19 protein-coding genes are annotated in these 23,274 nt (G+C 44.8%); 11 read left to right on the top strand and 8 right to left on the bottom strand.

Annotated elements, in window-relative coordinates; all coding sequences use genetic code 11:
- Positions 1 to 24 precede the first annotated feature (24 nt).
- The gene (locus tag DTQ70_RS24025) at positions 25 to 1,086 is read right to left on the bottom strand and encodes a DUF3089 domain-containing protein (protein WP_229600001.1); all 1,062 of its coding nucleotides are present in this window, start codon (positions 1,084 to 1,086) and stop codon (positions 25 to 27) included.
- 150 nt (positions 1,087 to 1,236) lie between these two features.
- Between DTQ70_RS24025 and DTQ70_RS24020 the strand changes: the two genes are divergently transcribed.
- Entirely contained in the window at positions 1,237 to 4,200 is a 2,964-nt protein-coding gene (locus tag DTQ70_RS24020) for a TonB-dependent receptor (RefSeq protein WP_122933144.1), read from the top strand.
- Positions 4,201 to 4,275: 75 nt separating this feature from the next.
- Here the strand turns inward: DTQ70_RS24020 and DTQ70_RS24015 are convergent, their stop codons facing one another.
- Positions 4,276 to 5,568 carry an acetylxylan esterase gene (locus tag DTQ70_RS24015; RefSeq protein ID WP_122933143.1) on the bottom strand — a complete coding sequence of 431 codons (1,293 nt, stop codon included), beginning with the start codon at positions 5,566 to 5,568 and terminating at the stop codon, positions 4,276 to 4,278.
- A 127-nt stretch (positions 5,569 to 5,695) separates the two neighbouring features.
- On the opposite strand from DTQ70_RS24015, the gene DTQ70_RS24010 reads away from it, so the two are divergent.
- Genes DTQ70_RS24010 through DTQ70_RS23995 form a run of 4 tightly spaced genes read left to right on the top strand, consistent with a single transcriptional unit; the run spans position 5,696 to position 9,907 of the window.
- The gene (locus DTQ70_RS24010) at positions 5,696 to 6,739 is read left to right on the top strand and encodes a glycosyltransferase (protein ID WP_164490183.1); all 1,044 of its coding nucleotides are present in this window, start codon (positions 5,696 to 5,698) and stop codon (positions 6,737 to 6,739) included.
- The gene (locus DTQ70_RS24005) at positions 6,736 to 7,503 is read left to right on the top strand and encodes a methyltransferase domain-containing protein (protein ID WP_122933141.1); all 768 of its coding nucleotides are present in this window, start codon (positions 6,736 to 6,738) and stop codon (positions 7,501 to 7,503) included. The genes DTQ70_RS24010 and DTQ70_RS24005 overlap by 4 nt, the downstream gene beginning before the upstream one ends.
- Positions 7,500 to 8,636 (top strand): glycosyltransferase family 4 protein, encoded by a 1,137-nt coding sequence (locus DTQ70_RS24000; protein WP_122933140.1) that lies wholly within the window; start codon positions 7,500 to 7,502, stop codon positions 8,634 to 8,636. The genes DTQ70_RS24005 and DTQ70_RS24000 overlap by 4 nt, the downstream gene beginning before the upstream one ends.
- Positions 8,637 to 8,656: 20 nt before the next feature.
- Positions 8,657 to 9,907: an O-antigen ligase gene (locus DTQ70_RS23995; protein WP_122933139.1), complete on the top strand. Its 1,251-nt coding sequence runs from the start codon at positions 8,657 to 8,659 to the stop codon at positions 9,905 to 9,907.
- Between the two features lie 34 nt (positions 9,908 to 9,941).
- Here the strand turns inward: DTQ70_RS23995 and DTQ70_RS23990 are convergent, their stop codons facing one another.
- The gene (locus DTQ70_RS23990) at positions 9,942 to 10,283 is read right to left on the bottom strand and encodes a hypothetical protein (RefSeq protein ID WP_122933138.1); all 342 of its coding nucleotides are present in this window, start codon (positions 10,281 to 10,283) and stop codon (positions 9,942 to 9,944) included.
- 267 nt (positions 10,284 to 10,550) lie between these two features.
- Here DTQ70_RS23990 and DTQ70_RS23985 point away from each other — a divergent pair, with 267 nt between their 5' ends.
- Together DTQ70_RS23985 and DTQ70_RS23980 are read left to right on the top strand one after the other, a co-directional pair.
- Entirely contained in the window at positions 10,551 to 11,819 is a 1,269-nt protein-coding gene (locus DTQ70_RS23985; RefSeq protein WP_122933137.1) for an aminotransferase class I/II-fold pyridoxal phosphate-dependent enzyme, read from the top strand.
- 116 nt (positions 11,820 to 11,935) lie between these two features.
- Positions 11,936 to 13,030 (top strand): Gfo/Idh/MocA family protein, encoded by a 1,095-nt coding sequence (locus tag DTQ70_RS23980; RefSeq protein ID WP_122933136.1) that lies wholly within the window; start codon positions 11,936 to 11,938, stop codon positions 13,028 to 13,030.
- Positions 13,031 to 13,058: 28 nt separating this feature from the next.
- On the opposite strand, the gene DTQ70_RS23975 is transcribed toward DTQ70_RS23980, so the two are convergent.
- The 5 genes from DTQ70_RS23975 to DTQ70_RS23955 all read right to left on the bottom strand — a co-directional run bounded on the left by DTQ70_RS23975 (position 13,059) and on the right by DTQ70_RS23955 (position 18,798).
- Positions 13,059 to 14,030 (bottom strand): NADPH:quinone oxidoreductase family protein, encoded by a 972-nt coding sequence (locus DTQ70_RS23975; protein WP_122933135.1) that lies wholly within the window; start codon positions 14,028 to 14,030, stop codon positions 13,059 to 13,061.
- Positions 14,031 to 14,069: 39 nt separating this feature from the next.
- On the bottom strand, positions 14,070 to 14,684 hold the full coding sequence (locus DTQ70_RS23970) for a hypothetical protein (RefSeq protein WP_164490182.1): 615 nt from the start codon (positions 14,682 to 14,684) through the stop codon (positions 14,070 to 14,072).
- 136 nt (positions 14,685 to 14,820) lie between these two features.
- Entirely contained in the window at positions 14,821 to 16,695 is a 1,875-nt protein-coding gene (locus tag DTQ70_RS23965; RefSeq protein ID WP_122933133.1) for a CocE/NonD family hydrolase, read from the bottom strand.
- Positions 16,692 to 18,290, bottom strand: a complete 1,599-nt coding sequence (locus DTQ70_RS23960) for a hypothetical protein (RefSeq protein WP_122933132.1) — start codon at positions 18,288 to 18,290, stop codon at positions 16,692 to 16,694. Before DTQ70_RS23960 ends, DTQ70_RS23965 begins: the two co-directional genes overlap by 4 nt.
- Before the next feature lie 58 nt (positions 18,291 to 18,348).
- Positions 18,349 to 18,798: a hypothetical protein gene (locus DTQ70_RS23955; protein WP_028522420.1), complete on the bottom strand. Its 450-nt coding sequence runs from the start codon at positions 18,796 to 18,798 to the stop codon at positions 18,349 to 18,351.
- A 140-nt stretch (positions 18,799 to 18,938) separates the two neighbouring features.
- Between DTQ70_RS23955 and glmM the strand changes: the two genes are divergently transcribed.
- The 4 genes from glmM (at position 18,939) to DTQ70_RS23935 (ending at position 23,164) form a co-directional block, all read left to right on the top strand.
- Positions 18,939 to 20,339 (top strand): phosphoglucosamine mutase, encoded by a 1,401-nt coding sequence (glmM, locus tag DTQ70_RS23950; protein WP_122933131.1) that lies wholly within the window; start codon positions 18,939 to 18,941, stop codon positions 20,337 to 20,339.
- 12 nt (positions 20,340 to 20,351) lie between these two features.
- Positions 20,352 to 20,843, top strand: a complete 492-nt coding sequence (locus tag DTQ70_RS23945) for a gamma carbonic anhydrase family protein (protein WP_122933130.1) — start codon at positions 20,352 to 20,354, stop codon at positions 20,841 to 20,843.
- A 109-nt stretch (positions 20,844 to 20,952) separates the two neighbouring features.
- A complete protein-coding gene (locus tag DTQ70_RS23940; protein ID WP_122933129.1) occupies positions 20,953 to 22,341 on the top strand; it encodes a vanadium-dependent haloperoxidase in 1,389 nt (462 codons plus the stop codon).
- 217 nt (positions 22,342 to 22,558) lie between these two features.
- Positions 22,559 to 23,164 (top strand): OmpH family outer membrane protein, encoded by a 606-nt coding sequence (locus DTQ70_RS23935; protein WP_122933128.1) that lies wholly within the window; start codon positions 22,559 to 22,561, stop codon positions 23,162 to 23,164.
- The last annotated feature ends 110 nt before the right edge of the window (positions 23,165 to 23,274 follow it).

The following is a 23,274-nucleotide window of genomic DNA, read 5'->3' as shown; positions in this document are numbered from 1 at the left end:
GTTGTCATTGAAGTCGTTAGCGCGTTACTTTCCCGCATTCTTCCAATAATTTTCTATACGCAAAGCTACGTTTTCTCGGATGCTCTGCCAAAAAAGATTCATATCGGCGCTGTGCCAAACCTTGGTGCGTAACAAAAACCGCCCTTTGACGTAAGGCTTGTGTATCCACAAAAGCCCTTGGTGGACTTGGGCATCAGCCAGCTGAGGCTGGAAGGTAAACCGTAAACCAACACCTCCTTTATTCAGACTTTTAGGGGCATAAGTTTCGTCTAATCGCCAAGTAAGAGGATTGGTACAAACAGCCGTCGAAAAATGGTACGTTTGGTACTTTTCGGGGAAATAGTCGCGTAAATACGTATGCCAAGACGCAAAACCACCTACTTCTTCGGCAGAACGCGCAGGTTTAATAAATTCAAATTCGTTGGGCTGCGCAGGTGGCCCTGCAATGTCGCCCACCAGATACGCAAAAACGAGCTTTTGTTGGAGCGGTTTGCCATCAAAAAACTCTTTGAGCAGGCGTTTTGCGTGCAGCGTACCTTGGCTATGTGAAGCGATGACAATAGGGCGTCCTTCGTGGTATTGTGCTAAATAATATTCAAACGCTTTTTTGACATCTGCGTAGGCCAAATCAAGCGCTCGCTGTCTGTCTTCTTGATTTGGGGTAACAAAAGAATAATAATGCGCTTGCCGATAACGCGGCGCATAGACCCGACACGAACCATTAAAAATCGAAGCTTGGTTCCGAATTGTGGACTCATCCACTTTTTTATTCAGCGCCGCATCGTTGATGTCAGCATTCCATTCAAATGTGGCTTCTGCGGGTTTTTGCGTATAAATAGTGGGGTGAATGAAGAACACATCCGCTTTTGCCTCGGCTTGTCCATCTACTAGTTCTTTCGATTTTAGGGGCAAGTTGTCGGCGGCATCTTTTTTAGTAGGCAGTGCTGCCCAGCTCGTTGTAAGAGAATAATCTGGCGCAATCGGAACCGTTCCAACACTGTACGAATTTCGCAAAATAACCTGTGCTTCTGCGGCATGATATATACCAATTATTCCCGCAATTGTCCAAAATAAGCGTTTTTTCAAAAAGTCCATTTTGTATTTTTCAAATAATTATGCGTGCATAACACTTTTATGATATGAATATACAAAGTATAAATTGTAAATTATCTTTAAAAGAGCGAATATTACGCAGTAAAATTATCACAAGAGCAATCTAAAACCAATTAAAAACCTATGAGTAAATCACTACGTAATGCCGTGTTTTATTTAACGGCATGGTTAGTCAGTGCAGGTACGTTGCTGGCACAAACCAAATTATCGGGAAATATCACCGATGCAAATACGCGTGAAGGCTTAGTGGGAGTAAGTATTCAGGTAAAAGGAAAAGTAATTGGTACCATCACCGACTCCAAAGGCAATTTTTCTCTTACAACAAGCACTCCCACACCTTTTGCTTTGGTCGTGTCCTCAGTGGGATACGAAAGCCAAGAAATACAAGTAACTGGCGACCGCTCCGACATCAAAGTTTCGCTCAAAGAGCAAGTAATGCTAGGCCAAGAAGTAGTGGTATCGGCATCGCGGGTAGAAGAAAGCGTTCTACAATCGCCTGTTACGGTCGAGAAAATGGACATCAGAGGTATTCGTGAAACCCCTTCTGCTAATTTTTATGATGCCATTCGGAATTTAAAAGGAGTGGAGGTAAGTACCCAATCGTTATTGTTTACTTCCGTGAATACTCGGGGTTTTACTGGCAACGGTAACAGCCGCGTTGTGCAACTCATTGATGGAATTGACAACCAAGCCCCAGGGTTAAATTTTTCGGTTGGTAATATTGTGGGGATCTCAGAGCTCGACTTAGAAAGTGTCGAACTACTCCCAGGAGCTGCGTCAGCATTATATGGCCCCAATGCTATTAATGGTTTATTGTTAATGAACAGTAAAAGTCCATTCCTTTATCAGGGTGCTAGTGCCTCAGCAAAAATGGGTATTATGAGTGCTGATAACCGCTCTACCAAAACTACTCCTTTTTATGACGTTGCGTTTCGCTATGCCAAAGCCTTTAATAACAAATTTGCGTTCAAGTTAAATGTAGGGTACATTACCGCTCAAGATTGGCAAGTAAATGATTACCGAGACCAAAGCTTTCGTGGAACTACACCCGCCAATGGCAGCCGTTCTAATCCTGGATATGATGGTGTCAATATATACGGTGATGAAAACTCAAGCGGGGCTGGGTTAGCAAGTTTACGTCCTACTTTCACCCAACTTCTCGGGGTACCACTTGCCCAGCTTAATGCCATAAGCGCCCCTCTAGCGCAACTGGTAGGTGGTGTCAATCAATTTGCCGCTGCGACAAGAATTCCAGCTTCACAACTTATCAATGACATTTTGTTGCCCAACGTTGCAGTATCAAGAACGGGTTATAATGAATTTGATTTGGTCGATTATACCACCAAAAGCCTAAAATTAAACGCTGCCCTCCATTACAGAATTAACGACAGAGTCGAAGCCATTATTCAAGCAAACTGGGGTTCTGGTTCTACTGTTTATACTTCTTCTGACCGCTACCAGCTTAAAAACTTTACAATGGGGTTGTACAAAGCAGAGCTTAGAGGGTCAAACTTCTTCGTTCGTGGATACGTAACTGCCGAAAACTCGGGAGATACCTACGCCGCTGGGCTTTTAGGAACTTACATCAACGAAGCCTGGAAACCAAGCGTTCCGCCTGCATCAGCGGGCCTCGCTGGGTTAGCCCAAGGTTGGTACCCCCAATATGCCTTGACCTATGCTGGTGGTGCATTCCAAACATTTGTTCCTGCTTTCCAAGCGGCATTACAAGCAGGCCAAACTCCGCAGGCAGCTTATGCAACGGCCTTGGGAGCAGTCAATAACAACGCGGGTGCTTTCCACAATGCCGCAAGAGGGGTGGCCGATCAGGGGCGCGTACTTCCTGGCGACCCTCGTTTTGCCCAAATCGCTGACCAAGTCAAAGCGAATGCTATTCCTAACGGTGCTTTATTTGTGGATAAAACACGTCTTTACCACGCTGAAGCCATGTATAATTTCAACAAGGTAATTGACCCTAAAGTGTTAGAAATTATTGTGGGGGGTAATTTCAGACAGTATGCTCTTAACTCAAACGGAACGTTATTCTTGAAAAAATCGGATGGTAGTGAGTATAGCATCAATGAGTTTGGGGGATACGCACAAATGAGTAAAAACATCAAAGATGTTCTAAAACTTACAGGGTCTGTTCGTTATGATAAAAACGAAAACTTTGCAGGCCAATGGAGCCCTCGGTTCTCGGCTGTTTATACTGTGAATAAAAACCATAACATTCGTGCATCTTACCAAACAGGATTTCGGATTCCAACCAATCAAAATCAGTACATCAACCTCAATACCCCTGTATCGCTCTTGATTGGTGGCCTTCCTGCTCTTTGGGATAATTATAAACTCCGTGAAGGGGGTGGTTCTACCAACATAGTAACAGGGCAAGCGTGGAATTTCCCAGAGTTTAAGCCAGAACGTGCTATAAGCTTCGAACTAGGATATAAATCAATGATTGCCAAGAAAGTGTTAGTGGATGCTTATTACTATAATACCACAATGAAAAATTACAAAAGTGGTGTCTTGCTTCGTAATGCAGCTATCCCGCAAATCATTTCCATGTCCACCAGTTATACTGGTGATATCAAAACCCACGGGTTTGGTATTGGTATAGATTATATCTTGCCTAAAAACTTTACAATCGGGGGTAATATTTCTAATAATACGCTCAATGCGGGTGGCGTAAAAATGTTTGATGGAAAGAAGAACGTCAACTCACTAAGCGATGGGTTTCAGTTAGACTTTAATACGCCCAAGTATCGTTACAATTTGAATTTTGGAAATCGTAACTTTAGAAACTCTGGGTGGGGCTTTAACATTGTGTGGCGACACCAATCAGAATTTGACTGGACAGACTTAATTCAACCTACCTTAGCTCGCTTACCTCAAAACAGTAATCAACTTACGATTCCTGCCTTCGGAACACTTGACGCTCAAGTGAGCAAAAAACTCGCAAGCCTCAAATCTATCTTAAAAATTGGAGGCTCGAATATTCTCGGTAAACAATATACCACAGGATGGGGTAATCCGACCGTCGGCTCGATGTACTACGTTTCATTGACTTTCGACGAACTCCTTAATAAGTAATATTTTCTCTCTAACACCAACAAAAAACGGCTTCGGGATCACTCGAAGCCGTTTTTGTTTTATACCAATAAATCTCTATTTCCCAGTCAATTTATTCACCAACCAGCCCGTCATTCGTTCGTTTTGTTCGGGGTAGGTCCAGTGTCCTGTTTCAAGGGCTAAAAACAACTCTTTGGAAGCCGAAATAACGTTGTAGGACGCGTACATGGACGTTGGCGGGCAGGTTTCGTCGTTGAATCCCCACGAGTAATACCCTGGCACTTTGACTCTTCGCGCAAAATTTACGACGTCATAGTAGCCAATCGTCGCGATTTTGTCGGGTTTATTACCAAACGCAATCGTGTTTTTATCAAAATAATGCGGCCACCCTCCCGCACGCCCTTTCAAGTATCCCGTCACATCTGACAACGCTGGATAAAACGCCCCTAACCACTTGACACGGTTATCTAACCCTGCTGTCACAATCGACAACGCCCCGCCTTGGCTTCCGCCCGTCACGGCCAAATTTGAACCGTCGTATTGCGGTAAGCTCGTCAAGAAATCATTGGCACGCACACAGCCTAAATATACCCGCTTGTAATAAAAACGGTCGCGATCGTCCATGTTATACGCCCAGTAACCATTAAATGCGCCTGCCCCTAAATCGGTGTAAACGGTAGGCTCCATCGTCACTGGAATGCCGTGGATGCCGATTTGCAACGTAATGATTCCTTTTTCGGCATTGGCAATATCTCCGCCATACGGGCGCACACCCGCACCTGGTACATGAAGCAATGCGGGATATTTTCCTTCTTTTTTGGGAACGCACAAAATCCCATAAAGGCGCGCACCCATTCGGAAATTTTGAATATTTACGTGATACACATTTACTTTTTCTGTGCAGCGTTCGGGCAAAAGCGTCATTTTAGCGTCTAAAGGAATTTTGGCCAAATCTGCTTTTGCGTTAATCCAAAATGTATCAAAATCCGAGGGATTATCCACCGTCGGCTGAATACTCAGTGGGTCAAAACCCGCCGTCGCCAGCCCTTTGTATTCTTTCCCATCGATTTCTGCAAATGCGATACAGCGCAGAAAACCAGCCGTTTTCATCGTGCCAGCCTCTACCGTCAGCGAGCCTGTGGGGAGTGAAAGGGTTTCTTTTTTGGTCGGCTCCATTTTTTCGGGGCCAACTTCGTAGCGAATGCGGGCATTTTTTACCAAATTTCCATTTTGGAGGACAGAAATAGTAAACTTCACATTTTCGCCCGTTTTGTACGTCCAGTCGAAGTGATCGGGAGCCACCACCACTTTATAAAACCGTTCGGCGGGTTGGCCTAACGCCACCCAGCTCATAAGAAGGTAAAAAGATACAAAAATGGTCTTTTTCATGCGGAAAAAACTAAGTTTACAAACAAATTGAGATATAAAAAGAACGTTTTTACAAAAGAAAATTTACCTCTTTTTCTATGCACATTTTGTACTTTTGTTCCTTACAAGACCTAATCTAGCGTTTCTCTTGACCTCTGACCCACTCAAAGTCGTCGTTTTACCCGATGCTGGCCCTGAAAATCCCTTTCAGTATCAGTTGGTTCGTTATTTTCGACAAGAAGGGTTTGACGTGGTTATTGGAGAAAAATATACCATTGGAAGTACGCTAAGGGCTATTTTTGCGCATCACCCCACCGTAATTTACTACGATTGGGTACACAGTTTTATTCTTGGTAAATCTCGCTTGTGGACGTACTTCAAATCGTCCATTTTTGTCGCCGAAATTTTGGCCGCACGCTACCTATTCAATGTTCGTTTTGTGCATACACTGCACAACCTACAAAACCACGCTGGACTTTGGCTTCGTTGGGAACGCCGTATTTATGGGCTTTTTCTCAGAAAATGCCACCAAATCAGGGTTTATTCGGAAGAAACTCGCCAAGCTGCCATTGAGCGTTTTTCGCTCCAACCCGAACGCGTAAAGGTGATTCAGGATTTGCCGTATCATTTTTATTACCCCAATACCCTTTCTAAAAACGAATGTCGAAAACGTCTGAATCTTAACGATGACGATTTTGTATATTTGTTTTTTGGCGAAATCAAACCTTACAAAGGTGTTAGCAACTTAATCGACGCTTTTGCTGAAATTGCTCGCCCCAACGACCGCTTGTTGATTGCGGGCAAAAGTTACGACGCCACTTTTTTTGAACCTATTGAGAAGGCTGCCCAAGCCAACTCCTCTATACATCTCCACCACCGTTTCATTCAAGACGACGAAGTCCAAGTATTTTTCAACGCCGCCGACGTGGTTGTGTTGCCGTTTATTCGCATCGATCATTCTGGCTCGATTGACTTGGCGCTCTCGTTTCGTAAACCCATCGTTACGCTAAAAACCGACGCTACCGCGCGGATGTTAGCGCACCAATCCACACTTCTGTTTGAAACACCCTCCCAACTCCCCCATTGTTTGCAAATCGCCCGCGAGTTACCCCTCCAAGCGGTTGGCAATCAAAACTTTGCCATTGCTGATTCAACCAATTACCGCGACCTGACCTTACTTGTTACCCTATGAAAGAAAAATTAAAAACCCTGCTTCGACAAAACCTCATTTATCAGCTCAATCAGCTACGATTGCAGTGGCGGAGTATTCCTTATCGGCTTGGAGATGAGGTGGAATGCCCTATTTGTCAGAGCCGTTATCGGGCTTTTATGCCTTTTCGGTATCGGACAAATGCCTATTGCCCCAATTGTAAGTCGCTTGAGCGACATCGTTACATTTTTTTAGCCCTCCGCGACCGTATTGGTTTTTTCTCTGCTCCCCGAAAAAAAGTGCTGCACTTTGCACCAGACATCTGCCTGATTCCCAGCATCAAAGCATCCCCGTACATCGACTACGTCACGGCCGACTACATGACGTCTTTTACGAGTAGCATTACCGTAAAGCCCGACCATGTAATGTCGATTGATGACATTAAATTTGACAATGATACGTTCAACGTAGTAATTGCGATTGGAATTTTGGTGATGGTTCCCGATGACACGAAAGCCATGCGTGAAGTACTGCGCGTACTTAAACCCGATGGATACGCCGTTTTTCACGACCCCATCAACAAGGATTTTCCAACCTCATTTTCGGATGCCCGATTGACCAAAGAAGAAAAACAAAAATTGTATCACGGCCACGACCAACGGTGGTATTACGGCGCTGATTATGCCGACCGCTTGCGCGCCCAAGGGTTTAGTGTGGAGGACGATACTTTTATCCAAACCATTGATTACAAACGCTATGGCATCTCACCCACAGAAAGGGTATATATAGCTCGAAAAACCGCATGAAAATCGTATTTTGTACCAATGCTTTTGAAAATGTAACGAACGGGCCCGTCCGATTTGCGAATAGTATTCTCGAAATCAACGAGCGTTTTCCTGAACATGAGCTACGGATTTTGACCGAGGATGTGTCTGACGAGCGGCTTGCCTCGCTTCGCTATGTTCACAAAGTGCCCGTCAAAATTCCGCGTCTGTTAAAGCCGCTTGGACAAATTCTACGATGGTTTATCTATTATCGCCACGTCAAAGCGTTAGAGAAGTCTTTTGAGTTTGACGTGCTGGTTTACATCAATTCTTTCAATGGAACTTGGGCGAGCTTGGTTTCTGAAAAACCCACCGTGGGGATGATCAACGACGAAAAAAACATGCTCGCCCACTGGGGAAACTTTGAGTGGAAATCTCTGTGGCTCAAACGATTTATGTTTCAGCAATTTGAGCGTTTATCGGCCCAAAAACATAAACTCGTGATTGCCAATTCGGAGTTTTTACAAGAACGTATCCGCCAAACCTACCAATTGCCCGCGCCGAAAGTAACGAAGCTATATAAAACCATTCCACTCGACGGTATTGAGTTCAACCCCCAACGCGCTTTTGGGAGTCCCATCAAGGTGCTGTTTGTGAAAGCTGATTATTTGGTGGGGCAGTTGCCTTTGGTAGCGGCGGCACTCAAAAACCTCCCACAGTATTCTTTTTTGTTGACCGTTATTGGCCCCGAACCTTGGTTTGCCAGCCAAGTCCGTTCGTTTTTTGAGAACATTTCCAACGTCCAACTCGACTATCAAGGCCCACAGCCTCAGGCGCGCGTCTATGAAGCACTACGCAGCCACGATATTTTTTGCGTACCATCTTATACCGAAGCATTTGGTGTTGCCAACATCGAAGCCCTTGCCCACGGAATTTCGGTCGTAAGTTCGCGCGTTGGAGGAATTCCTGAGGTGGTTGACAACGGCAATAACGGTTGGTTAATCGAATCGGGCAATGTAGAAAGTTTAACGACCGCCTTGGTTGAATGCATCGAAAGTCCCCAATTGCGGCTAAAAAAAGCCGAAAACGGCCGAAAATTCATCCAAAAGTTTTCCAAAGACGAAATGTTACGCAACTTTGTGCAAATGCTTGAGTCGGTAGTCAACGTACACTGATTGACACCGAACGATAAACTATGCAATGGCGAAGGATTTTTCGAAACAAGGCACACTTGGATTGGCACTTGGTGATGTATTTCCTCAATACCTTCTTGGTCATTTACGGGTATGGATTGAGGGGAGGAGCATTTCAAGCGGCCAAATTGCTTCGTACAGGCTTAGTAATTGTTTCTTTACTCGGGATTTTGTTTGCGCAGGGCCAGATAAAATACATTTTTAATCAGCAAAAAAACTGGGTACTTTATGGTTTCATTGGCCTCAATGTAATCGTTCTGCCCTTTAGCGTCGATGTCTTTTGGAGTTTTCAGCGGCTGTCTGCTTGGATTCCATTCTTGATTTATACCAATTTCTTCGTCGTCTATCTTTTCAAGCATTATTCCAAAGACGAGGCCAAAATCAAGCTGTTACAAGTTTTTAGTTTAGCGTATTTTTATCCCGTCGCAATGATGCTCGTCACTGGTGTCGCTTTCCAAGCTACCAATGTCTATGGCCAATACGTCGGGGTGTATAAAGCCAACGTAATCGGTTGGGCTTGCACCCTTTTTATTGTGTCGAGTTTTGATCTTTACGCCAACAGCCCCATGAAAAAATGGATGCAATACCTCTTTTTTTTCATCGCCTTTCTGACACTTTGGGGAATTGTACTAACGGGGTCACGAAGCAGTTACGCGGGTTTGGCGTTGTCTTCTGCGGTGCTGATTGCCCGTAACCGAAAAATATCCATTTATCTCAAAGCAGCAGCTCTCACTTGTATATTGGCCTTTGCATACTACATTGTGATGAGCCCCGACTCGGTCGTCAATTTGCGTTCAAAATACGCAGGAATACGCCGCCAACGCGGAGAAATCCGTTTTCAGTTGGCTCAAAAAGCTTTTGAAGTATTTACCAATGACCCTGGCGTTTTATTGACAGGTTTTGGATTTGATAATTTCAAAGCAGGATTGGAAGTATATGCCGATGTTCATACCGATTTAGCTTCGCACAATTCGTACCTCGAAATCCTATTTTCAGGCGGCCTTCTTTCCTTTCTTTTTTTCTTAATTTTTTATGCCATCAACGCCTTTTGGGTCTATGTGCGCTACGATAGTCCGTACTTTGTTTTTCTGCCATCGTTGATGATTATACCTTACTTTGAGTCCAACCTCAACGCGGGTCAGTTTTTGTTTTTTCCGTGGATGACCGTCTTGTTTTACTACATCCACGTTCGTTCATTACAGATCCCTGTACACGAGATGAGCCTCAATAACACACAAAAAAGGGAAGCCTAGGCTTCCCTTTTTTGTATTTCTAAAAAGCAGCTGACTATTTTTTCTCTTCTTCGCTTCCGCCAAAAAGTCCTTTGATAAACCCTGTTGCTTTGTCGAGCGCTTCCCCCGCTTCTTCTTTGAGGTCTTCAAATTTTTCTTGCGCTTCGGCTGCCAACTCTTCCGCTTTGGCTTTGGCTTCGGCAAGTGCTTCTTCAGCTTCAGCTTTCATTTCTTCCGCTTTTGCTGCCGCTTGCGCTTTCAAGGCTTCTACGTCAACGCTTTGTATTTTCTCCGTGATTTCTTCTTTCAACTCTTGAAATGTTTCTTGTGCCTCAGAAGCTAATTCTTGCGCTTTGGCTTTGGCTTGTTCGGCTGCATTTTTCAATTGGTCTTCCATGATTAATCGTATTATGTGGTTTAAAATAAGTGAATGTAAGTTGCTACAAATTTAAGAGAAACCAAGCGGGTTGGTTCACCGCTCATCACATTAATTTTCAGTGAAACACAACTCACAAATTGGATTTTTGCGAGTTCGTTTCTTCATTCAGACGCGGGTATTGGGCATCAGTAACGCCCCTAACTCTTTGAAATTGAGTAAGGAATTTTTATTTTTGTACAAAATTTATTTAAAAGCTGTATTTAACTCTAAAAATAGCATAATTAAGTGGATATTTTCGAGAAACTACGTAGTAACTGGGGACCTATCGGGGCGGCCGCAAAAGCCCTTAATAGCCACCACTATTTTTCATTTCCAAAGCTAGAAGGGGAAATCGGTCCACATATGAGATTTCGTGGAATGGACGTTCTCAACTGGAGTTTGAATAACTACCTCGGTTTGGCCAACCATCCAGAAGTTCGTAAGGCCGATGCCGAAGGCGCAGAAAAATGGGGATTGGCGTATCCAATGGGCGCCCGTATGATGTCGGGTAACTCTGATTTACACGAGATTTTCGAGAAAGAATTGGCGGAGTTTGTTGGCAAAAAAGAAGCATTTTTGCTCAACTATGGCTACCAAGGAGTGATGTCGGTCATTGAGTGTGTTTGCGACCACCGCGACGTTATCGTCTATGATGCCGAAGCGCACGCTTGCTTGATTGACGGTATCCGTTTGCACAAAGCCAAAATGGGGCAATACTACAAGTTTAACCACAACGACATGGAAAGCTTGGAGAAAAACCTCGTTCGTGCCACCAAATTGGCCGAAGAAAAAGGCGGTGGCGTTCTTGTCATTACGGAAGGCGTTTTTGGAATGTCAGGAAAAGTAGGTAGCCTCGACAAAGTCGTTGAATTGAAGAAAAAATATAATTTCCGCCTTTTGGTGGACGATGCGCACGGTTTTGGAACCATGGGCGCCAACGGAGGCGGAGTAGCCGAGCTTTTTGGCGTAGCCAAAGAAGTCGATTTGTACTTCTCGACGTTTGCCAAATCAATGGCCGCCATCGGTGGATTTATCGCGGCTGATGATCCAGACATTATCATGTACCTCAAGTATAACATGCGCTCACAAACCTACGCCAAAGCCCTGCCAATGCCTTACGTGGAAGCGGGTCGTAAGCGTTTGGAGCTCATCAAAGCGCATCCCGAACTTCGCGAAAAACTCTGGACGATTGTCAATGCCCTTCAAAATGGTCTCCGCGATCTTGGGTTTAACATTGGCGAAACGACCTCTCCTGTGACGCCCGTGTTTATGCAGGGTCTTCAAGGCGGTCTTCCCGAAGTGACCAACATGGTGCGCGATTTGCGCGAAAACATGGGTATTTTCTGCTCTATCGTCGTTTATCCTGTAATTCCAAAAGGGCAAATCATCTTGCGTTTGATTCCTACTGCGGCTCACACGCTCGAAGACGTAGAGCGCACTTTAAAAGCTTTTGACAACATGCGCTCCAAACTCGACGCAGGCGTCTATCGCGCTGGCCTCGAAGTGGTTGCCTAAATAATTTTGGTTTTGTATTTAAAAGCGAGTGCTTCTTCGGAGGTTACTCGCTTTTTTTATGACAAAAATGGGGAGTTTTGACATCAACCTTCTTTTACTACAAACACCCTTCTCCTATGAAATCGCTCTCCATTTTTGTCCTATTGCTCATTAGTAGTTTATTGGTAGAGGCCAAACCGCTTCGGCTAGGCATCGCTGGATTTACCCACGATCACGTTCATCAGATTCTGAGTCGCCCCGACAAAGGGGATGTCGAAATCGTGGGAGTGGCCGAGCCTAATCGCGACTTGGCCATGCGTTATCTGAAACGCTATAAATTGTCGGAAAAACTGTGGTATCCGTCGCTCGAAGCCATGATTGCCGCCACGCAACCCGAAGCCGTTTGTGCTTTTAATAGCATTTACGAACACAAACAAGTGGTCGAAATCTGCGCGCCAAAAGGCATTCATGTGATGGTTGAAAAGCCGTTGGCCGTGAATCGGGAACACGCCGAGGTCATGGTTAAGCTGGCCCAAAAGCATAAAATTCAGTTGTTGACCAACTTTGAAACAACTTGGTACGCCAGCCACCAAGAAGCCTATCGGATGATTAAAGAACAGAATGCGTTGGGCGAAATTCGGAAGGTGGTGGTTCACGACGGGCACAAAGGCCCCCGAGAAATTGGTTGTTCCGAAGACTTTTTATCGTGGCTCACCGACCCCGTGATGAATGGGGGAGGAGCCATCATTGATTTTGGGTGCTATGGTGCCAACCTAATGACGTGGCTCATGCAGGGCGAACGCCCGCTGTCGGTCACGGCCATTACCCAACAAATCAAACCTGCTATTTACCCCAAAGTCGATGACGAGGCCACCATTATTCTTACCTATCCGCACGCTCAAGCCGTCATTCAGGCTTCGTGGAACTGGCCTTTTGATCGCAAAGACATCGAAATTTATGGACAAAAAGGGTACGTCATCTGTGACAAAACCCTCCAAATGCGCGTTCGGCAAGGAGACGGCGCGCAACGCGACGCCCCCGAAAAATTACAAGCACTTACCCCACTCTCAGCACCTTACAACGACCCATTTTCTTACTTTGGCGCCGTCATCAAAGGCGAAATTGCTCCTAAGAAAGATTTATCTTCGCTTGAAATCAACCAAGTGGTGGTTGAGATTTTGGATGCTGCCGTCCGCTCTGCTAAGACAGGAAAGAGTATTATTTTGAAATAACACAGGGGTTGCTCACAACCCCTACACACTACGGAACAACGACCAATTTACCCATCGCTCGGCGCTCAAGCATATCGTACAGCGCTTGCGGGGCTTCTTCGAGCGAATAGGTTTTTTGGATATGGGGTTTGAGTTCGCCCGTTTGGTACCATTGAAACAACTCCGTAATGTTTTGAAAATTGGCTTTAGGCTCTTTCTCTGCAAAAGCCCCCCAAAACACCCCAACGATAGCGCAGCCTTTCAGCAGTGCCAAATTGAGGGGAATTGACGGTATTTGTCCTGCGGCAAAACCAACGACCAAATATCGTCCTTTCCAGTTCATCGCTCGGAGGGCAGGTTCGGCATATTTATCCCCTACAGGATCGTAAATCACGTCCACACCACCACCCGTTATTTCTTTTAGGCGTTCGCGCAGGTCTTCTTTTGAATAATTAATCACGGCATCAGCACCGTACGATTTGCACAGTTCCAATTTTTCCTCGCTCGATGCGGCTGCAATTACCTTTGCCCCCATGATTTTACCCAAATTAACCGCTGCCAATCCCACACCACCTGCCGCCCCAAGTACGAGCAGCGTTTCACCCGCTTTCAGTTGGGCGCGGTCTTTCAGGGCATGATACGACGTTCCGTAGGTGTACATCAGCGAAGAAGCCACTTTATAATCCATTTTAGGGGGCATCCGAAATACTCGATTGGCTTTAACTACCAATTCTTCCGCAAATCCGCCCCAGCCTGGCATGGCAAAAACATCATCTCCAGCTTTGAGGTGCGTTACGCCTTCTCCTACTTCTTTAACCACTCCTGCCACCTCGCCCCCAGGCGAAAAAGGAAACGCTGGTTTAAACTGGTATTTTCCTTGAATAATAAGCGTATCGGGAAAATTAACCCCGCAGGCTTTGACCATAATAACCACCTCATCTGCCTTGGGAGTCAGTGGTGCTATGTCTTCAACGAGGAGGCTATCGGGGGTTCCGTACTGTTTGCAGAGAAGTGCTTTCATGGGGAAAGGAGGTTTGTTTTCCCCTAAAAGCAAAAAAAATTACCGCCTTACTTTTTTGACGGTTATCGGAATGCACATCGTCCTTTGAATGTCCAAACGTGCAGGTGTACGACCCAAACTTTTACATCCAGAATCAAGGCGGCGGGTTTCGGCATAATACATACCAGAGTTAGTGGGAATATACTGTAATATTCCTTTTGCCAACAATGTCCCACCCGTTGGTTTATCATACCAATCGACGGTTTCATTGTCCTTTGGGAACGCAATTAGGGGAGGAATAGGCTGCCCTTCGCAGGTACTTTGACTAATTACCAAGGGAGCATCGGGTAAAATGGGGTCGCAAATAGGGAGCGGAATTACTTCTTGGCGGGCGAGCGCGGTGGTGTCTTTTGGTCGAATTGTCACCACTACTTTATAGTCAAAACTAGGGTCAATGTCCACGATGGTATCATTTTGAATACGGCCTTTGTTCGTACTGATTTCAGCATCTATCAAGCTGAAAACAATTCGATAACGGCTTTCTCCCTCGCACACTTTAGGGCATATTATTTCAGTTACTTTGAAACTAATGTTGCCTTGAGAAAAGGTGTGAGTAATGGATACAATCATCAAGAGGAAGCCCAGCAAAGGGCTTCTTCGACATAATAAATTCACTTATGAGTAGGGTATAATAGAATACAAATTTAATGGCTTCTATTATACCCTCCAAAAAAATAAAATTAAAATTGACTGATTAACAGCGAATTACAAATTTGGTTTGTTTTTATATCCCAATAGAAATATACCAATTCTAGCGCAAAATCTGCACTTCAACGGCACTTGAAGCGCCTTTTTGGTGATAAACTGTGTGCGTTGCTTTGATAAAATCTGAGTCGTTTGCAACGTAAATATTAGGCACAAATTTTTGAGGATTTCGGTCAAAAAGTGGAAAAGCGGTGCTCTGAACTTGGATCTGAATACGGTGTCCTTTCTTAAAAGTATGCAGTACATCCTGCAAACGGAAGTTCACATCGGTCACTTTATTGGGCACCAAAGCTTCGGGTTTTTCAAACGAATTTCGGAAGCGCGCGCGCATGATTTCGCTACGTACCATCTGGTGATAATTGCTTAAAATCACATTCTTATTAGGCATAAAAGCATGATTAGGTTCGTCGCCAGGATAAACATCAACTAGCTTTACAAAAAAGTCGGCATCCGAGCCTGTCGTGCTAATCTTGAGTTTGGCCATTATTTCCCCTCCCAGGGTTACATCTTCGGTAAGTGGCTCGGTCTGAAACGTCAACACATCTGTACGGCGCGCCGCAAAACGCTGGTCTTCCGACATGTAATTAAACGGCGTGAAGCCCATGGTTTCGGTATTGTCTTCTATGTACGGCACTGGCTTGAGCGGGTCGCTGATGTAGGCTGTTGTTGAGGCTGCTTGGGTAGGCGCTTCAAACGACAATTTACCATTGGCGTGGAAATACAAGGTTTTCTTTTCGGCAGCGGCGGCAGGCCAACGTTCAAATTTATCCCATTGCTTTTTGCCAGTATCAAACAAATACGCATCGGGCAAACCCGTTTTTCCGTCGCCCGCGCCTTTCAAAAAGTGCTTAAAAAACGTGCTCTCAATTTCTCGTTGATAAAATGTGGCAACACTATCCCCAAAATACACATTGCTGTGCAGCGTATGACCAGTTTCGGCAGACCAACGACCGTGGCCAAAAGGCCCCATCACCAGCGTGTTGTAGGTCGAGGGATTATTTTTTTCTAGGGTTTTATACACCGTCAGTGGCCCGTACAAATCTTCGGCATCAAACCAGCCTCCTACCGTCATCACAGCGTGTTTCACGTTTTTCAAATGCGGAATAATGCTGCGTTTCTGCCAAAACTCGTCGTAGTTGGGGTGGTCTTTGTGTTCGTGCCAGAAGAAGTTGTCTTTGTAATACTTGTCAAAATGTTTGAGTGAACCCAAATCAAGGTTAAACTGATAGCCGTCTTTGGTTTTCTCCTGAATCATCTGTGGCATCCACCAGTGCGCCGTGGTTGGCTTTTCGTGCTGAATCCCAAACACAGGAAACGTCAAGAAATAACCTTGCGTAAATGCGCCATTATGGTGAAAATCATCAAAAAAGAAATCTGAAACAGGCGCTTGGGGTGACGAGGCTTTGAGGGCAGGATGTTGGCTCAATGCTCCCGCAACGGTATAAAACCCAGGGTAACTAATACCCCACTGACCGACGCGGCCATTGTTATTAGCAATGTTTTTCACTAACCAATCAATCGTATCGTACGTATCCGACGATTCGTCCACCTGCGTGGGCTGGGTTTTGTTAGGAATTTGCGGCGTCATGTTTGTCCACTTTCCTTCGCTCATATAGCGTCCACGAACGTCTTGATAGACAAAGATGTACTTGTCTTTCATCAAGAATTTATTGGGGCCTAGCTGACCAGGGAATTTGCCTTCTCCGTAAGGTGCTACACTGTAACACGTCCGTTGCATCAAAAACGGATAAGTATTAGAAGCCGACGCGTCTTTGGGCGCATAAACGATGGTGTGCAGTTTCACCCCATCACGCACAGGAATGTCGTATTCGGTTTTGGTGTAATTTTCTTTCACCCAATCAACTTGGGCATAGACGGTGTGTTGCAAGGCCACAACGCACAAAAGAATCCACTTTTTCATGGTTTGAGGGTTTGTTTGATGAGTAAATAATCTCCTATTGAATTGGTTAAACGTTTTTCAAATCCTAATGAAGCATGATTTTGCAAAAACTCTTGAAAACCAGCATCTTTGGCAAAATACGCTTGCATATCTTGGGTCATCAAAATAAAATTGATGTTTTTAGCTTTTACAAAGTCGGTAAAATTACCCGAAGTGTATTCTTCCACGTGAATCCAATCAGATTCCTCTTTCAGGAAAACCCGATACCAATCACGCTCAAGAACGCGTAAGCGCGCTGTAGGCTGAATGGCTTTGATAAAACGAACATTGTCAGCAATGGGAGTGGGGAGAGGTTGTGAATAAGATAAATACCGAATTCCCACAAATACTCCTAAAGCGGCTAAGGCCACTGTTCCCTGCGGAAGTTGGCCAAAAAACGAAAAATCACGCAGCGCAATTCGTCTTACAACTTGAGCTAATAACCAGAAAATGAGAATCAAATGAAATACTAAGTAATGCGTACGCGGGTAAATCAACACGGTCGCTACAAGCGAGGGCAACAGCAACACCAGCACTCCTATAAAACCCCAAAAATCGACTGAGGTTTTCTGAAAGTTTTGAAAAGTACGACGGTAATCCACACAACCCGCAAAAATCAAGACAATCAGACCTACGAAAGCCGTTCGCCAGCGCGAATACCACCCACGAAAAAGGGTTTGGTAAAACGTATCCACTGCATTTTTTACGTTGGCCGTTAGGCTGTGTGTAATATTCGTAAAAACGTGTTTAAACGCCCATTTAGGCTGTTTTTTGACTGCATCGGTAAAAGTTTGCACATCATCTCCCAGCACTTTGTGAAATAATTTTAACTGCGCCTCAATCGTACTAGGCTCAGGCTGATGATTCCATGCACTGTAATTTACCACAAAATGTTGCTGAAACGCTACTGTGCTACGGCTGTCGTCTGCCCCAAATAAGGGATTACCAAAGAGCAAGTGTAACACCAAAGAAGCTACGACAAAACTTCCCAAAGGCAACCATTGAATTTTGCCATCGGGCGCTTCTTTCCACAACCAGCCCAACGCAATGACCATCGCGCAGAGAAACGACACGTAAAATTCGGGGCGAATGTAGGAGCAAACCAAACCTGTGAATGCCATCACCAAAAAGCGCACGTACTGAGGCCATGCGTTGAAATGAACCAGCGCAAGTGCGCCCAAAATGAGGCAAAAGGGAGCGATAGAAATTTTAGGATTAAGCGGAAGGTTTTGGTTGGAAAATAAAAACAGCACCGCCAACCATGCGCTCATTGCCACGGATACCTTCAAAGAGCGAAACCACAAAAAGGCGACAAAGCCCGCCAAAACGCTCAAAATAGCCCAATTGGCATAGTACAAATCGAGACTATCGGGAATGAACAAATGCCAGAAAGCATACCAAGCAGCATACAACGGGCCCCATTGGACTCCTCCAATAAATGGCACAGAAAACGTCAGACCCGAGCCCAAATAGGTCGTTTCATCTCCAAATTCAACATCCTTCCAGGCGGTTATGTCATGAACCAGTACCCACCCTGCAATCAACACAATAAATACTCCAAGCCAGTGTAAACGCATATAGAAAAAAATTGTCGAAGCGCTGCTGCCTCGACAATGTATTTTTTTAGTCAATAAATTAAATCGCTTTGGTAGTGTCCACTGGAGCCGTTTGCGGTTCAGGCTGTGGCGTGGGTAGTACCTGTCGAGGAACGTTTGGGGCAGGAATTAACTCCACCGAAATGACAAAATACTCAGTATCTCCATTCCAAGGAAGCTTAAAAAACTTCTCTTCGTAGTGAAGCGATACCCGCTGCCCTGTCCGTTGTGACTCGTTTAGAGCATTTACCACGGCTTCATTGTCTCCATCGACCGAAAAATCCCAAGTGGTCGAATTAAATGTCCCCGTTCCATCCGACATTCCACCTACCATCAACTGACCTTCGTAAGTTTTAAAAACGTATCCTTTACGGCTCAACTTCACCAATGAACCTACGCGCGTACCGTCGCTGTAATAACCAAATGTTACATAATAGAAAATTCCACCTAGAATCAGGAAGAAAATCACAAGAAAGAGCCACTTACGCATAATCTTGTAAAAATTAGAGTGTTAAACAGATTGAAGGGCGAACTTCGTAAAAGTCGTTGGATTTTGCAAGAAGCAGCTGTTTATGACCAAAAATTACTACTTTTGACACCATCATACGACAGTAAAAAAAATAAATTAAAGTGGCTCTAATAAAATCAATCTCGGGGATTCGTGGTACGATTGGAGGTAAGACGGGGGATTCGCTTACACCTATTGATGTTGTAAAGTTTTCAGCAGCTTTTGGAACTTGGCTTAAACGCTCTCAGCCTAATAACTTACGCATTGTGATTGGTCGCGATGCGCGCCTTTCGGGCGAAATGGTTTCTAAGCTTGTGGCCTCTACCCTTCAAGGCATTGGGTTTGAAGTAATCGACTTAGGGCTTTCAACCACCCCCACGGTAGAAATTGCCGTACCGCTCGAAAATGCCGCAGGAGGTATTATCCTCACGGCAAGCCATAACCCGATTCAATGGAATGCCCTTAAACTCCTCAACAATGTGGGCGAATTTATTTCGGGCCAAGATGGGACCGATGTATTAGCACTGGCCGAAAACGAAGATTTTGACTTTGTCGATGTTCGCAAATTAGGAAGCTACCGAACAGATAACACTTATTTTCAGAAACATATTGAGTTGATTCTTGACTTGCCATTGGTCAATAAAGAGGCCATTGCAGCGCACGATTTCAAAATCGCGGTCGATGCCGTAAACTCAACGGGGGGGATTGCCGTGCCGATGTTGTTGGAAGCTTTGGGCGTAAAAAAGGAAAACATCAAACTCATCAACTGCGAGCCTACGGGAAATTTTGCTCACAATCCCGAACCTCTTCCTGAAAATTTAATCGAAATCAGTAGCGAACTCAAACGCGGCCACTACGACTTAGGTATCGTTGTGGACCCCGACGTCGATCGTTTGGCTTTGATTTGCGAAGATGGCACTCCTTTTGGGGAGGAATATACCCTCGTAGCTGTAGCCGATTATGTATTGAAACATACCCTCGGCAATACGGTTTCTAACTTATCATCGACGGGTGCCCTCCGCGACATTACCCTCAAAGCAGGAGCACAGTATTTTGCCGCTGCGGTAGGAGAGGTGAATGTGGTAGAAGTAATGAAAGCACAAAATGCCGTCATCGGTGGCGAAGGTAACGGAGGAGTTATTTATCCAGCTTTACACAGTGGCCGCGATGCCCTTGTTGGGATTGCACTGTTCCTAACCCATTTGGCTAATTTCGGAAAATCAATCTCTATCCTTAGAAGTACCTACCCCAATTATTTTATTTCTAAAAATAAAATTGAGCTCACACCTGACATCAACGTGGACAAGGTGCTTGAAAGAATTAGTCAGAAGTACGCCAAAAACCCCGTCAATACCATCGACGGTGTAAAAATTGAATTTGACAAAGAGTGGGTTCACTTGCGCAAATCTAACACCGAGCCCATCATTCGGATTTACTCTGAATCAGAAACGGAATCTACGGCCAACCATCTTGCAAAAAAAATCATTAATGACATTAAGGAAGTCATTTCCAATCATTTATAAATCGACAATGTTATGAGTCGCGTTGCGTTTATTGCTCCTACTGCCTGTGTCATGGGCCAAGTAACCCTCGGCGAAGGCGCATCGGTTTGGTACGGAGCCGTGATTCGTGCCGATGTGGAAAAAATCAACATCGGTGCCCGTAGCAACATCCAAGACACGGCCGTTCTTCACGCTGATTTTGGTTCTCCAACCATCATTGGGGAAGATGTCACGGTGGGGCATGGTGCAATTGTACACGGCGCAATTGTCGGCGATGGCTCGTTGATTGGAATGCGCGCAACGATTCTGAACAACGCCAAAATTGGAAAATTTTGCATCATCGGAGCCCATGCCCTTGTGACTGAGGGCATGGAAATCCCTGATTTTTCGATGGTTGTTGGTACACCAGGAAAAATCATCAAGCAACTTCCCGAAACCTATGCCAAAAAACTTCTTGAAAGTGCCGCTCACTACGTCGAAATGGCATATAAACACGCAGAAGGTACATTTCCACTAGTACAATAAACACTTACATTGTATTTAATCCCCTCTTTGCCAAACGTTTATTTCGTTTGGCATTGTTTTTGATATACACTTCTTCGTTATACGCCTTACCTATTAAAGACGAATAAGTATGAAAAACAGTCTATTTTTCAGGTCGCTCAGAAGAAAATTACCCACAGCGGTCGCCGCGTTGGTTGCTCTGACGATATATAGTTGTCGCGACGCTTCTCAAGAACCCGTCGAACCTACTGCCAATTCAAAAGGAACCGAAACCTACAGTGCTGACGTAGCCACCAAATGGGCCGAAATGGACCTAGTCCTTACGCAAAACAGCACTGGATTTACGCCACCTGTGGCCGCACGCGCCTTAGGGTATGCTGGGGTAGCCATGTACGAAGCCGTCGTCCCTGGGATGAAAGACAATCGTTCGTTGGTTAAACAACTGAACGGTTTAACCGACTTACCCGTCCCCGAAGCTAATCAAGAATACAACTGGGCAGCCAGCGCCAATGCAGCTCAAATTTATATGGCTAAAAACCTTTGGCCCACTGCCAACGACGCAGCCAAAAAGAAAATTGATTCGCTCGGGACAGTACTTCGTAATGAGCTCATTGCCAGTAGCAGTCAAGCCATTGTAGAGCGTTCGGAAGCATTTGGATATGCCATCGGAAAGGCCATTTTTGACTGGTCTAAAACCGACGGTGGGCATGAAGGATTTACCCGTAATTTCCCCGCTACCTACAAAGTTCCTGTTTTTCCAGGGTCGTGGCAGCCAACCGAAAACGGACGCACCATCCCGATGCTACCGTATTGGGGTCAAAACCGTACATTCATCGCGGCCAATGGGCTCTTAACGCCTCCTGCGCCTTTGACGATTTCGACGCAAGTCAATTCGCCTTATTTCCAGCAATACTACGACGTTTACAAGAAAAACATTAGCCTCACCCAAACCGAAAAGGAAATCTCAATATGGTGGGCCGATGATCCAAGCGAGACATTTACGCCTCCTGGTCACTCATATAATATCGCAAAAATTGCCATTAAAACCAGTAATGTTAAACTAGACAAAGCCGCAGAAGCATTGGCCCGCACAGGTATTGCAGTAGCCGACGCTTTTATCATTTGCTGGAAATGTAAGTACATGTTCAACAATGAACGCCCTTATACCTTTGTACGCCGTGCGATTGACCCCAGTTGGGTGCCGTTCTGGCCAGCCCCGCCGTTTCCTGGCTATGCCTCAGGCCATGCCACGCAGTCGTCGGCTTCGGCAGTAGCGCTTGAAGGTCTTTTCGGAACTTCATTTGCATTTGTAGATGACTCCCACGTAAAACGGGTAAAAGACACCAAAAGAAACGTTGATTTTAAAGCACGTAGCTTTAAATCGTTCCAAGAAGCCGCCTCTGAATCAGCCTATTCGCGTTTTCTCGGCGGTATTCATACCTTCCAAGACAACGACACTGGCCTAAAAGAAGGAAAGAAAGTAGGACAACATATCAACGCCTTGGCTTGGAAGAAATAACAACCAGATACTAAGAGTCTGTTCGCTCACCATAAAGGCAAATGCCCTTTTGGTGAGCGAAAGTTTTTTTAAGGGAATGGTTTTTTCTATTTTTGTCACCATTGGAACTATCTGCTTTCATTTTAAAGTAAATTTTTGGAAATCAACTCTTTACAAATTTAACGATGAAAGGGACTTGTTTACGATTAACTTTTAAAAACTTTAAAACAATTTTACAGTGAAAAACGGACTACTTATTTGGAATGCAGTTTTGACTTTGGCCGTCGTTTTTTTGGGATACCAACACTTCCAACATCACTCAGGGGGAGATAGCAGTAGCACTCCTGATGCCGCAAAAGGCAAAAAAATCGTTTATGTGCAAGCTGATTCGCTTCTCAAAAACTATGATTATTACAAAGACTTTCAAAAAGAGTTTGAAAGCAAAGGCTTTCAGTTGGAAAACGACCTAGCTAACAAAGGACGCACCTTCCAAAATAAAGTGGCTTTCTTCCAACAACGTGCCCAGCAAGGAGCTCTTTCGCAAGACCAAGCTCAAGCAGCGCAAGCGCAGTTAGGCAAAGAAGAGCAAGACATTACGAAATACCGCGATGAGCAACTTCGTAAACTGGAAGAAGAACGTTTGAAGAAAACAGAAGAGTTTTATACCAACATCTTCGATTACATCAAAAAATACAACAAAGAAAGTGGCTACGAGTTTGTATTGGGCTACAGCAAAGGTGGCGGCATTTTGTTTGCCGATGCTAGCCTTGACGTAACCAAGAAAATCGTAGAAGGTCTTAACAAAGAGTACAAAGAAAAAGACGCGGCTAAAGCTAAAAAATAAGCACGTCTTAGGCTTCAAAAGCGGCAGCATTTCTCCATCGAAGTGCGGCCGCTTTTTGTTTATACAACAATTTTTGAGCGACAACTGCGTTACTTTTCAAACAACTTACC

This window comes from Runella sp. SP2 (assembly GCF_003711225.1).
Taxonomy (GTDB): Bacteria; Bacteroidota; Bacteroidia; order Cytophagales; family Spirosomataceae; genus Runella.
Note: the sequence above shows the minus strand (reverse complement) of the source record. Positions and strands in the feature narration are given on the sequence as shown.